Origin of the sequence: Polaribacter uvawellassae (assembly GCF_039748955.1) — a bacterium.
Lineage (GTDB): Bacteria > Bacteroidota > Bacteroidia > Flavobacteriales > Flavobacteriaceae > Polaribacter > Polaribacter uvawellassae.
Genome location: NZ_JBDIZN010000001.1, coordinates 186,544 through 198,642, shown reverse-complemented (window position 1 = coordinate 198,642; position 12,099 = coordinate 186,544). Strand labels below are relative to the sequence as shown.

The window sequence follows — 12,099 nt, the reverse complement described above, 5'->3', positions numbered from 1 at the left end:
ATGCATTTTTTACCCGAAAAAATAGACGATTATGTGGTAGAACATTCTCAAAAAGAACCACAAATTTTAAAAGAATTATCTAAAGAAACTTGGCAAAAAGTCTTAAACCCAAGAATGTTAAGCGGTGCTTTTCAAGGAAGAGTTTTATCAATGATTTCTAAATTAGTTCAACCAAAAAGTGTTTTAGAAATAGGAACGTATACAGGTTATTCTGCACTAAGTATTGCCGAAGGTTTGCATCCCGAAGGAACTATTTACACCATTGATAAAAACGAAGAATTGTGTAGTTTACAAGAAAAATATTTCGAAAAATCTGGATTTCAAAATCAGATTCAACAATATGTTGGAAATGCGTTGGAAATCATTCCAACTTTAAACACAACTTTCGATTTGGTTTTTATAGATGCAGACAAATCAAATTACATCAACTATTTTCATTTGATTATTGATAAAATGAATGCTGGCGGAATTATTTTATCCGATAATGTACTTTGGAGCGGAAAAGTAATTGAAGCCTTAGATGAAAAAGATATCGATACAAAAGTATTGCTAGCATACAACACACTTTTAAATTCTGATGAAAGATTAGAAACGGTTTTGTTGCCAATAAGAGACGGATTAACAATAAGTAGAGTTAAGTAAATTATCTTTGATGATTGGTCGAGACTGTTTTGTAATCTAGAACTTCTCGACTCCGCTCGAGGAGACATTCCTTTTTATAGGACCAGTAATTTCGTCTTTTACTTTATTAATTTCTTTGGTAACATCTTTTGCAATGTTGGTATCAATCCCTTGTTTATCAGCAGTTTCGTTAATTTCTCTTTTGATATCGTTTGTAGCATCTTTTAACTGACGCATACCTTTACCTAAACCACGAGCAATCTCTGGAATTTTATCTGCACCAAAAAGCATTACCACTAATAAGCCGATAACAATAATTTCTGGACCACCAATAAATAAAAAATGTGTTTTCATACAAATGCAAAGTTAACCATTTCTGTTATTAGATTCTAAAAATAATTGTAATTTAGAAACCTTAACCAAACTCTTTAACAATGATGCTAAAAAAAATATTCTTTAGCCTTTTGATAATTGCTTTTTTTGCTAATTGTAAAACTGCAAAATTAAACAGAACAATTTCTAAAAAACTTAATACTTCTTTTTATGAAAATCAATTTACAGGCGTTTATATTTATGATATAAAAGCAGAAAAAGAAGTCTATAATTACAACGGAGAAAGATATTTTACACCAGCAAGTAATACAAAATTATTTACGTTATTTACAGGATTAACGATGTTGCCAGATTCAATTCCGGCTTTTAAATACGCAGTTAATAAAGATACAATTACCATTCAAGGAACTGGAGATCCCACATTTTTACATAATTATTTTAAAGACAGTACCGCTTTAAAAATGATTAACAAATATGCAAAAGCCAATATAATTATTGATAATATTACCGATAAACGTTTTGGTCCAGGTTGGGCTTGGGAAGATTTTGATAGTTATTTTAGTGCAGAACGAAGTGCTTTTCCGATGTACGGAAATGTAGTTACGGTTCAGAATGAAGATTCTATAGTTGTGCAACCAGCATATTATCAAGAGAAAATAAAAGTTACAGAAGATTTTTATGGAAGAGACGAATACAAAAACAACTTTTACTTTAGAAAAGATAGAAAATACGAAACTGAAATTCCGATGTTAATTGATTCTACTTTGATTGCAACCTTGTGGAATGAAATAGCACCGAATAAAGTAGCAATCATTAATTCATTAGCATTAAAACCATCAACACTTGCGTATAGCGTTCCTGCAGATAGTTTGTATCGACGCATGATGGAAGTGAGTGATAATTTTTTAGCAGAACAAATTTTAATAGTAGCGTCATCAACGTTGTCAGACACATTAAGTTCTGCAAAAGCTAGAAAATACATGTTAGAAAACGAATTGAAAGATTTAAAACAAGAAGCTCTTTGGGTAGACGGTTCTGGTTTAAGTAGATACAATTTATTTACGCCATCTACTATTGTTCAGCTATTAACCAAGTTGTATAAAAAAGTTCCACAAGAACGTTTGTTTCACTTTTTTCCTGTTGGAGGAAAATTCGGAACTATTAAAAGTTGGTACGCTGGTAAAGACAAACCTTATGTGTATGCAAAAACAGGAACTCTAGAAAACAACCATAATGTGAGTGGTTTTTTACTAACCAATTCCGGAAAAGTACTAGCGTTTAGTTTTATGAACAATCATTTTAACAAAACTAATAGCGAAATTAAAACCCAAATGCAATTAACATTTGAGTGGTTGAGAGATCATTATTAAAACTACTTTTTCTTACCTACATTTTTCTAAATCTGCGTTTTCAATATTTACCTTTTTTACTTTTCGTAAAATTATAGACTTTTTAGTTATTTTCTTATAATCTGTAAATCAATATATTAGATAATTGCGTATCACGGAAAACCGTGAGTCTTCTCACGGTTTTCCGTGAGTTAGAAAAAACCCCATTTTCCGTGATTGACACGTTTATCTTATTCTACTATTTTTGAATAAAAAATTGCTGAGGTTATTTTAGGGAATTACCAACCCAAGTCAAAATATGTGAAAACTGTTTAAGACATTAAAATGTACAGACGAGTTATATATCCATTCTGAAAATCGAAAGAGTAGGAATAATTACTATATTAATTTTAAAAAAAACAAAATGAAAAAGATTAAACACATTATAGCAATAGCTATTTTTTTAGTTGGCACAATGCTATTAACTAACTGTCAAAACAACGATTTCGAAGAACTAGTACAAGAAGAACAATTTTTAGGAAAGAAAAAACCTGATAAATTTATCTATTATCGAGGACTAAAAGTAAAAAAACGTTTTAAAGCATCAGAAAAAGAGTTAAAAGTAAAGAAAGATAAAAAAAGTTTAAAAGCATTATATAATAGACTTAGAAAAGAAGCAAGAAAAAAACCGAAACTTTTAGGTAAAGGCTTGACTACTGATGTAAATATAGATGATGAACCCTTAGAAAATGAGGAATTACCTAGTCCTGAGGTTGTTGTAGAAGCAATTAAAGTAGTTTTCTCTTCTTTCCCTTATGAAGAAATTGAAGATTTTGTTGTTATCAATAGACCAAATAAAGATTTTGTTGATGAAGAAATGATTAGAGATGATTTCCCAGATTTAACAGATGCAGAGATTGTTGTTAATGAAAGTATTATTGATGACTATTATTCTGAAAATTTAGACTATATGGTATTGGAAGAAATTGCAAATAACCCTACAGTTTATGATAATATTGGAACCTTACAACAGAAGTCAGCAAGTAATAATTTTAATGATGCAGAAAGAGCTTTATGTTTAATTATTGAAGCAATGGACAGCCCTAATTATTATTTTGGATTTGTACGTTCTGCCTTTTCAGTTTTTTTGGCTGGGAAAAACTCTAGAGAGTCTCTTGTAGATTCAGGCGGGTATTTTGAGTTTGCAGATGAGTCAGACTCTAGAAGAGATGCCTACAGGCATATGTTGTGGAATTCTTTGTTAGCGCAATATTATTTTACAATATCTTCTAAATCTAAACGGCTAAGTTTTGCCGAAACGGTAGCTAATGCCAATGAGGGAGGTATGTGTGGTTCACCAAATAATGTTGATACAAGAGAAATGGACTTTCATAACAATGTGATTGGGCGAAAAATTTGGAATGATAACACTGGGTATAGAACCATTTTTGGAGCTACAATAGGATTGAATAGAACTAGTACTTCTCATTTAAAAGGCTTAGCTCTTGATAAAATAGAGAAAGAGGGGCTTTTTATTATAAAAACTTACCATGGAAACAGTAGTTTTAATTATAATGATATTGAAACACAAGCATTAATTTTACAAACAGATATAGATACACCAGTTTATTTTGTAGGGCCAATTGCACCTGTTTACGAAACGAGTATTGAACAGGAATTTTATGATTGTAATGAAACTCCAATTGCTCCAAAGCAAAAAGACAAAGAAATCATATTGTTAGGGAAAGCACCTATAGAAGATGAAGAAGAAGGAGATTGTGTTCGTAATGTATTTGTATATACACCTATTTACCAAAGATATGTGTCCAGAGATATAAATTATAATCCTTATTTTAGACATAATTCTAATCCATTTAACTAATGAAAGCAAAAACTATAATATCAATACTACTTTGTTTTATCCTTTTTAACTCTTGTGGTAGAGATGAAGATATTCCTCGTGAAGGTTTTTCATTCTATATTACTAGTAATGTAGGATCCTTTGAAGATTCTGAAATAGTAATAGGCGGCATGCAAAATGGTACATTTGTACCTACAGACTCTATTCAGTTTGATAAAATTGAATTTTTATCCAAACATTATCATGTAAATGAGAATCGTTGGAAGCCTAATTTGGATAAAATAAGAAGAATACCTTCTGAACGTTGTTATTTTAAAATTAAATTGTCAGATCAAAGAGAAGAGTTTATTAAAGTTTATAATCAAAATGTAACGATGAGCTTATTGTTACCTAGTGAAAATGTTTTTATTGGAGATTATGGTGAATTAATTATTGCAATTACAGGTACTGAAGTAACTGGTTATGCGGCAAAAGAATTATAAGTTTTAAATTATTAAAAAATATATAATGAAAAAGAAAATAATATTATGGACTATAGTTTTAACTATAGTAAGCTGTTCAAGTTCAAAAGAAGAACCTACAGATCCAATAGTTGGGTTGTGGAAATTAAAATCAATAACAACATTAAGTCAAGAGTTTATAAACGATTGTAAATTAAAAGACCAAATAGAAATTAACTCTGAAAAAACCTTTACTATAATTATTCATAATGAAGATAATAGTTGCGCACAACAATCAAGCTCGGGTAGCTGGGTAAAAGGTTCTGGTGATAAATATACATTTACCGCTGCTGGAGATACACAAATATTTACATTGGTATCAGATAATTCACTTACATTTAGTTTTGTGCAAAACTCAAGTACAGTTCTGTATACTTATAAAAAAGAATGAGAGTAAAAAAGCTTCGAGATTTACAGTAAGCTATGTAGAAGTACAGCAAAATTGTAAAGGTTCTAAAGTTTAACAAAGAAAAGCCTAAAATTTAAAATTTTAATAACTAACTCAGGGTTTACTAAAAATATACTCTGAGTTTTTATTTTTTAATCAACATTCTCTTAATCTCATTCAACTTCATCAAAGCTTCAATCGGAGTTAAGGTATCAATATTGGTTGATAAAATTTCTTCTTTGATGTTTTCTAATAAAGGATCATCTAACTGAAAAAAGCTCAATTGCATTTCCTCATGTTGCACCGTTTTTAACGTATCTTTTACTTCTTTATTCGAATGATTTTTCTCTAACTGTTCTAATATTTTATTGGCTCTATGAATTACCTGAGTTGGCATTCCCGCTAATTTAGCAACATGAATTCCGAAACTATGATTAGATCCACCAGCAACCAATTTACGTAAGAAAATAATGGTGTCTTTTAGTTCTTTTACAGAAACATTAAAGTTCTTAACACGACTAAAAGTTTCGGTCATATCATTTAATTCGTGATAATGCGTAGCAAATAATGTTTTTGCTTGTGATGGATGTTCGTGCAAATATTCTGCAATTGCCCACGCAATTGAAATTCCGTCGTAAGTAGAAGTTCCACGTCCAATTTCATCTAGCAACACCAAACTGCGTTCAGAAATGTTGTTTAGAATCGATGCTGTTTCGTTCATTTCTACCATAAATGTAGATTCGCCCATCGAAATATTATCGCTTGCGCCAACACGTGTAAAAATTTTGTCTACAACACCAATTCTGGCATTTTGTGCAGGAACATAACTTCCCATTTGTGCCAACAACACAATCAAAGCAGTTTGACGTAAAATGGCCGATTTACCAGACATATTTGGTCCGGTAATCATAATAATTTGTTGTTGATTTCTATTCAACACCACATCATTGGCAATATATTCTTCTCCAATAGGTAATTGTTTTTCAATCACTGGATGACGACCATTTTTAATTTCTAAATCGGTGCTTTCATCTAAAACCGGACGCACATAATTATTATCGATCGCCGTTTTTGCAAAAGACAATAAACAATCTAATTTTGCAATTCCGTTGGCATTTTGCTGAATTGGTTGCACAAAATTGATAATATATTGAATCAGTTTAGAGAAAATTTCGTGTTCTAAAAGCTGAATTTTTTCTTCTGCGCCTAAAATTTTGGTTTCGTATTCTTTTAATTCCTCGGTAATATAACGTTCGGCATTTACCAACGTTTGTTTACGAATCCATGCTGAAGGAACTTTTTCTTTATGTGTGTTTCTAACTTCAATATAATATCCGAAAACATTATTAAAAGCAATTTTTAAACTTGTAATTCCGGTTCGCTCAGTTTCACGAGCCAACATATTGTCTAAATATTCTTTTCCAGAATTAGAAATGGCACGCAAATCATCTAATTCTTGTGAAACTCCGTTTGCAATTGCATTTCCTTTGTTGATATTTACAGGAGCATCATCAAACAACGTTTCAGAAATTTTTGCAATTAATTCAGAACAATTGTTTAGTGATTTTCCGATTTGTTTTACAGAAACATTTGTGCTTTTTTCAGCAGCTTCTTTTATCGGAATAATCGCTTGTAAAGAATTCTTTAAGTACACAACTTCTCTTGGCGATGCTTTGCCTGTTGCTACTTTAGAAATTAAGCGTTCAATATCACTTATCTGTTTGATTTGATAGGTAACCGTTTCAAAGAAATCATCAGAATTAATCAGATAATTAACGGTTTCGTGTCGCTGTTGAATTTCTTTAATATTCTTTAAAGGCAACGCCAACCAACGTTTTAATAAGCGTCCGCCCATTGGCGAAATGGTTGCGTCAATAATATCTAAAAGTGTCACAGAACTATTAGAAGTTCCGTGATACAATTCTAAATTTCTGACGGTAAATCTGTCCATCCAGACATAATTATCTTCCGCAATTCTTGAGATATTTTGAATGTGCGATACTTGTTTGTGTTGTGTTTCTGATAAATAAAATAGAACAGCTCCGGCAGCTATAATTCCGCTAGATAATTCTTGAATTCCGAAACCTTTTAAACTTTTTACTTTAAAATGATTTTGCAAAGTTTCTTCAGCATATTCAGGTTGAAAAACCCAATCATGTAAATAAAACGTATAAAAACGATCTTCAAAGAGTTCTAAAAATTGTTGTTTGTGTCTTTTCTCAACCAAGACTTCACTCGGATTAAAATTTTGTAATAATTTATCGATGTATTCTTCATTTCCTTGTGCTACTAAATATTCTCCAGTAGAAACATCTAGAAATGAAATTCCTAGTTGTTTTTTTGTTGCTGAGCGTGTCGAAGTATCAAAATGAATCGCCGCTAAAAAATTATTTGTTTTGGTGTTTAAAACTTCATCATTCAAAGCAACTCCAGGCGTAACCAATTCTGTAACTCCACGTTTTACAATGGTTTTTGTCATTTTTGGATCTTCCAATTGATCACAAATGGCAACTCGCATTCCGGCTTTTACCAACTTTGGTAAATAGGTATTTATAGAATGATGCGGGAAACCAGCTAAGGCAGTTTCGGTATCACTTCCTGCGCCACGTTTTGTTAAGGTAATTCCTAAAACATGTGCGGCTTTTTTAGCATCTTCGCCAAAGGTTTCGTAAAAATCTCCAACTCTAAACAACAACATCGCATCAGGATATTTTACCTTGATGGCATTGTATTGTTTCATTAATGGAGTCACCTTTTTTGTGGTTGCTTTTGCCAAGTCTTTCGGAATTTTAAATTAGTTTTGCGAAGATAATTAAAAGTAATATTTTTTTTACTTTTAGGTATGGATATTCACCTCTTATAATTTTATAATAATAATGAAAAATATTAACACAAAAAAATACTGGGATAAAAGGTTTTCTACAGGAGATTGGGAAACATCAAAAGGAAGAAATCAGACAGCAGATTTTGCCAAAAGTCAAGTTGAAAGATTTGATATACCAAAAAATTTTTCTGGAACAATTTTAGATTTTGGCTGTGGTTTAGGAGATGCAATACCTATTTATAAAAAGAAATACCCTAAAGCTAAATTAATTGGAGTTGATATTTCTGAAGAAGCAATAAAAAAATGTAAAAAATCTTTTGGAGATATCGCAACATTTATTGCAGGAACTGAAAATGAGGTTCCAACAGTAGATATTATAATATCATCTAATGTTTTTGAACATTTATCTAACGATAAAGAAATTGCGAAAGTATTAATACAAAAATGCAAAACACTTTACATAACAGTTCCTTTCAACGAAAATTTAAAAACTAGTGGAGCAACAGAGCATATAAATAGTTATGATGAAGATAGTTTTAACAATACTTTTAAAAACGTTAGTTCAAAAAAATTTAGAAGTAAAGGTTGGGGAGAAACAACTAGAGATTTGATCATTAAAGTATATCTTAAAAATATATTTCGTTTTTTATTTGGAAAAAAATTAAGAATTAAAACTAAACAGATAATGTTTAAAATTCAAAAATAATTCCAATAACTAAGATTTTTTATGAGAAAACTAAAAAATAGCGAGTTAGGCAGAATTTCTGTGGATGAATTTAAAGATGTTGTTAAAACGCCTTTAATTGTGGTGCTAGATAATATTAGAAGTTTAAATAATGTGGGTGCTGTTTTTAGAACCTCAGACGCTTTTTTAATTGAAAAAATTTATCTCTGCGGAATTACCGCAACTCCACCAAACAAAGAAATTCATAAAACTGCATTAGGCGCAACCGAATCTGTTGAATGGGAATATGTAAAAGATACATTGACACTTATTCAAAAATTAAAAGAAGAAAAGATTAAAGTCCTCTCAATTGAACAAGCAGAAAATAGCATAATGCTAAATGAATTTACACCAGAGAAAAATCAAAAATACGCAGTTATAATGGGAAACGAAGTAAAAGGTGTACAGCAAGAAGTTGTAAATGCTTCAGATTTTTGTATTGAAATTCCACAATTAGGAACCAAACATTCTTTAAATATCTCGGTAAGTTGTGGCGTAGTTTTATGGGATTTATTTAATAAGCTGAAATAATTTTTTGAATTTATAAAAAAAACTATACATTTATGTAAAATTGTTATTCCCTCAATACAGTTGTTATTTAACTTAAAAGAATCTTAAGATGAAAAATAAAATGTATTTAAAAAAGGTAAATTTAAAATTTCAACCAGGAGGAGATGAAGGAGAAGAATCTAATGATGAGGGAAGCAATAATAGTACAGGAGAAGGAGGTTAAGTTTAATTAAAAACCATTTCGCCTTGATTATTTCAAGGCTTTTTTTTTATGAAAAAGATTAGTGTATTTTTTTTCTTATTTGTTTTTTGTGGAAACTTGTTTTCTCAAACAGATACTACATTAAAGCAAAAAAAAGATTCCTTACTTTTTTACTATAAAACCAACACTAAAGATTCCTTACTTCTTAAAAAATTAAAAAGAGCAACTGAATTAGCTAGCGATATTAAAGACGACTCTTTAATTATGCAAACTAATGTAAAGTATGGTATTCAGAGCTATTTTAAAAATAAAACGGAAGGATTAGATTTTGCTCAAAAAAACTTAAACCAACTTTATATTAATACAAAAGATTCTTTTGCTTTGGCAAAAGTATATCATTATAAAGCGTTAATACATCTTATAAATGTAAAACTAGATAGCTCAATATATTATTATCATCAATCTAAAAATATTTCTATTCTCATAAAAGATTCTTTAGAAGTTGGTAGAAGGTTGCTAAGCATGTCTTATACATTAAATAAATCTAGAGATTATTTAGGGTCTGAAATTCTTGCAATAGAAGGTGTAAAATTTTTAGAACCAATAAATGATACTCGATATTTAGAAAGCCTTTATATTGCTATAGCAGTTCCTCTTGATAATACAGGCAGATATGAAGAAGCAAGAAGTTATTACAAAAAAGCATTAGAAGTTAATAAAAAAAACCCTAATAAGTCAAGAAAAATAGCGAGCCAATTAAATATATTAAATAATATTGGTAGAAGCTATAACAAAGAAAAGAAATATAAAAAAGCGATTTCTTATTTGTTAGAAGGTTTATCTTTTGATGATTTAGAAGAAAAATATCCTGATCAATATCAATTTTTGTTAGGAAATTTATCTGTTTCTTACTTTAATTTAGGAAATAAAAAAATAGCTTTAGAAGGATACCTTAAAGTGTTAAAATCAAGAGAAAAACATAATTCTACGTATAATATTGCAATATCACATGATATTTTATCTTATTATTATTCTGAGGAAAAGAATTTTGCAAAAGCGCTTTTTCATGCAAGAAAATCATTAGAATATTCAGAGAAATCTGGGAATATAATCAGAAAGTTAAACTCTTTTTCTAAATTATCAAATTTAGAAAGTCCAAAAAAAGCAAAAATTTATTTTCGTAAATATATTAAACTGAATGATAGTTTAATTAAAAATGAACGTGCATTAAAAAATCAATTTGCTAGAATTAGATATGAAACTGATAAGATTGATAACGAAAATAAAACGTTGAAGATTGAAAATGACAATAAACAATTAGAAATTGAAAAAGAAAAACAACAAAAGTTAATAGGTTTTTTATTAGCAACAGCAAGTTTGCTTTTTTTAGGAATTAGTTTTTTGGTTTTTAAAAACAGAAGGAAAAAATTAGCTTTCGAAACTCAATTACAAAAAGCAGAAGCTAGAGAACAAGAACGACAACAAATAGCAAAATCGTTGCACGATGAAGTTGCTGGAGATTTAAGAGTTTTACATCAACAATTAGAACAAGCTAATCAGACAGAAGTTGCAAACAAACTAGATGTAGTTAAAAATAATGTCCGCAATTTATCTCATCAATTAAGTAGTGTACATTTTGATGAAGTTACTTTTAAAGATCAAATGATTAATTTAATAAGTGATTATTTTTCTGCAAATTGTAAAATATCAATTAACGGATTAAAAGAAAACGATTGGTCAAAAATAGCAAATCCAATTAAAAGAACATTGTATCTAAGCGCAAGAGAAAGTATTCAAAACTCAAAGAAACACGCCAATGCAACACAGATAAAAATTGATTTAAAGCAAGATAAAAACAATGTATATTTAACTGTTAAAGATAATGGAGTTGGATTTGATCTTTCTGCAAAAGTAACCGGAATTGGCTTAAAAAACCAAAGAGAACGAATAGAAGAGTTAAAAGGAAAAATTGAAATTATAAGCCAAATAAATATAGGAACAACAACCAAAATTGAAATCCCCTTAAATGCCTAAAAAATTAAAAATCTTAATAGTTGATGATCATCAATTAATTATTGACGGAATTGTTTCTTCTTTAGAAGAAGTTGGAAATTTTGAAGTAATTTCTACTACAAATTGTGATGATGCTTATGCAAAATTAAAGCAAGAAACTTTTGATATTCTTTTTACCGACTTAAGTTTTGATAACGACACTACTTCAACAAAATTAGATGGAGGAGAAAATTTAATTAAAGCAATTCAAAAAGAAGGAATACCCATTAAAATTGGCGTTATAACGGGTCATTCTGAAACCAACCGTATTTATAATGTAATTCAGAATTTAAAACCTTCTGCGTATTTATTAAAAACGAAATGCAATGCAACCGAGTTAAATTTTGCCATTCAAAAAATGATGTCAGATGATTTTTATTATACACATGATGTGCATCAAAAAATGATTCGCAGAGCTTGTATTGATATTCAAATGGATGAAGTTGCAATTCAAATTTTAAAAGAATTACCAAATCAATCTAAGATTAGTAATTTAGAAGGAATCATTAAAAAAGAAGACGGTACAATGCTAAAACAACGATCTATAGAAAATAAATTAGCAAACTTACGAATAGATTTAAACGCAATAAACAACACCGATTTAATCTTAAAAGCAAAAGAATTAGGAATTATTGACTAACGCTTTGCGGAAAATTACATTCTCACGTGCGGTTTTATACAAGTGTGCTTAACTAATAGCATGTATCTTTGGTAATGTATAAAAGAGATTCCAAAATCTTTACCGATGTGGGAATT

At 29.6% G+C, this 12,099-nt stretch carries 11 protein-coding genes; 9 read left to right on the top strand and 2 right to left on the bottom strand.

What is annotated here, in order from left to right:
- The gene (locus ABDX67_RS00925; protein ID WP_347172833.1) at positions 1 to 642 is read left to right on the top strand and encodes an O-methyltransferase; all 642 of its coding nucleotides are present in this window, start codon (positions 1 to 3) and stop codon (positions 640 to 642) included.
- A 36-nt stretch (positions 643 to 678) separates the two neighbouring features.
- Here ABDX67_RS00925 and ABDX67_RS00920 read toward each other — a convergent pair whose 3' ends face one another.
- Positions 679 to 975 (bottom strand): Sec-independent protein translocase subunit TatA/TatB, encoded by a 297-nt coding sequence (locus ABDX67_RS00920; RefSeq protein ID WP_347172831.1) that lies wholly within the window; start codon positions 973 to 975, stop codon positions 679 to 681.
- Positions 976 to 1,055: 80 nt separating this feature from the next.
- Between ABDX67_RS00920 and ABDX67_RS00915 the strand changes: the two genes are divergently transcribed.
- The 4 genes from ABDX67_RS00915 (at position 1,056) to ABDX67_RS00900 (ending at position 5,034) form a co-directional block, all read left to right on the top strand.
- Positions 1,056 to 2,324 carry a D-alanyl-D-alanine carboxypeptidase/D-alanyl-D-alanine-endopeptidase gene (locus tag ABDX67_RS00915; protein WP_347172829.1) on the top strand — a complete coding sequence of 423 codons (1,269 nt, stop codon included), beginning with the start codon at positions 1,056 to 1,058 and terminating at the stop codon, positions 2,322 to 2,324.
- 382 nt (positions 2,325 to 2,706) lie between these two features.
- Positions 2,707 to 4,164: a DUF6973 domain-containing protein gene (locus tag ABDX67_RS00910; protein WP_347172827.1), complete on the top strand. Its 1,458-nt coding sequence runs from the start codon at positions 2,707 to 2,709 to the stop codon at positions 4,162 to 4,164.
- Positions 4,164 to 4,625, top strand: coding sequence for a hypothetical protein (locus ABDX67_RS00905; protein WP_347172825.1), 462 nt, complete (start codon positions 4,164 to 4,166; stop codon positions 4,623 to 4,625). Before ABDX67_RS00910 ends, ABDX67_RS00905 begins: the two co-directional genes overlap by 1 nt.
- 25 nt (positions 4,626 to 4,650) lie before the next feature.
- The gene (locus ABDX67_RS00900) at positions 4,651 to 5,034 is read left to right on the top strand and encodes a lipocalin family protein (RefSeq protein ID WP_347172823.1); all 384 of its coding nucleotides are present in this window, start codon (positions 4,651 to 4,653) and stop codon (positions 5,032 to 5,034) included.
- Between the two features lie 142 nt (positions 5,035 to 5,176).
- Here the strand turns inward: ABDX67_RS00900 and mutS are convergent, their stop codons facing one another.
- Positions 5,177 to 7,807: a DNA mismatch repair protein MutS gene (mutS, locus tag ABDX67_RS00895; RefSeq protein ID WP_347172821.1), complete on the bottom strand. Its 2,631-nt coding sequence runs from the start codon at positions 7,805 to 7,807 to the stop codon at positions 5,177 to 5,179.
- Positions 7,808 to 7,907: 100 nt separating this feature from the next.
- Between mutS and ABDX67_RS00890 the strand changes: the two genes are divergently transcribed.
- The 4 genes from ABDX67_RS00890 to ABDX67_RS00875 all read left to right on the top strand — a co-directional run bounded on the left by ABDX67_RS00890 (position 7,908) and on the right by ABDX67_RS00875 (position 11,983).
- The gene (locus ABDX67_RS00890; protein WP_347172819.1) at positions 7,908 to 8,561 is read left to right on the top strand and encodes a class I SAM-dependent methyltransferase; all 654 of its coding nucleotides are present in this window, start codon (positions 7,908 to 7,910) and stop codon (positions 8,559 to 8,561) included.
- Between the two features lie 21 nt (positions 8,562 to 8,582).
- A complete protein-coding gene (locus tag ABDX67_RS00885) occupies positions 8,583 to 9,110 on the top strand; it encodes an RNA methyltransferase (RefSeq protein ID WP_347172817.1) in 528 nt (175 codons plus the stop codon).
- 250 nt (positions 9,111 to 9,360) lie between these two features.
- A complete protein-coding gene (locus ABDX67_RS00880; RefSeq protein WP_347172816.1) occupies positions 9,361 to 11,325 on the top strand; it encodes a tetratricopeptide repeat-containing sensor histidine kinase in 1,965 nt (654 codons plus the stop codon).
- Positions 11,318 to 11,983 (top strand): response regulator, encoded by a 666-nt coding sequence (locus ABDX67_RS00875; RefSeq protein WP_347172814.1) that lies wholly within the window; start codon positions 11,318 to 11,320, stop codon positions 11,981 to 11,983. The genes ABDX67_RS00880 and ABDX67_RS00875 overlap by 8 nt, the downstream gene beginning before the upstream one ends.
- Positions 11,984 to 12,099: the final 116 nt, after the last annotated feature.

Coding starts and splice junctions, on each gene's coding strand:
- ABDX67_RS00920 (WP_347172831.1), bottom strand. CDS start 975: ATGAAAACACATTTTTTATTTATTGGTGGTCCAGAAATTATTGTTATC.
- ABDX67_RS00910 (WP_347172827.1), top strand. CDS start 2,707: ATGAAAAAGATTAAACACATTATAGCAATAGCTATTTTTTTAGTTGGC.
- ABDX67_RS00905 (WP_347172825.1), top strand. CDS start 4,164: ATGAAAGCAAAAACTATAATATCAATACTACTTTGTTTTATCCTTTTT.
- ABDX67_RS00880 (WP_347172816.1), top strand. CDS start 9,361: ATGAAAAAGATTAGTGTATTTTTTTTCTTATTTGTTTTTTGTGGAAAC.
- ABDX67_RS00875 (WP_347172814.1), top strand. CDS start 11,318: ATGCCTAAAAAATTAAAAATCTTAATAGTTGATGATCATCAATTAATT.
- ABDX67_RS00900 (WP_347172823.1), top strand. CDS start 4,651: ATGAAAAAGAAAATAATATTATGGACTATAGTTTTAACTATAGTAAGC.
- ABDX67_RS00915 (WP_347172829.1), top strand. CDS start 1,056: ATGATGCTAAAAAAAATATTCTTTAGCCTTTTGATAATTGCTTTTTTT.
- ABDX67_RS00925 (WP_347172833.1), top strand. CDS start 1: ATGCATTTTTTACCCGAAAAAATAGACGATTATGTGGTAGAACATTCT.
- ABDX67_RS00890 (WP_347172819.1), top strand. CDS start 7,908: ATGAAAAATATTAACACAAAAAAATACTGGGATAAAAGGTTTTCTACA.
- ABDX67_RS00885 (WP_347172817.1), top strand. CDS start 8,583: ATGAGAAAACTAAAAAATAGCGAGTTAGGCAGAATTTCTGTGGATGAA.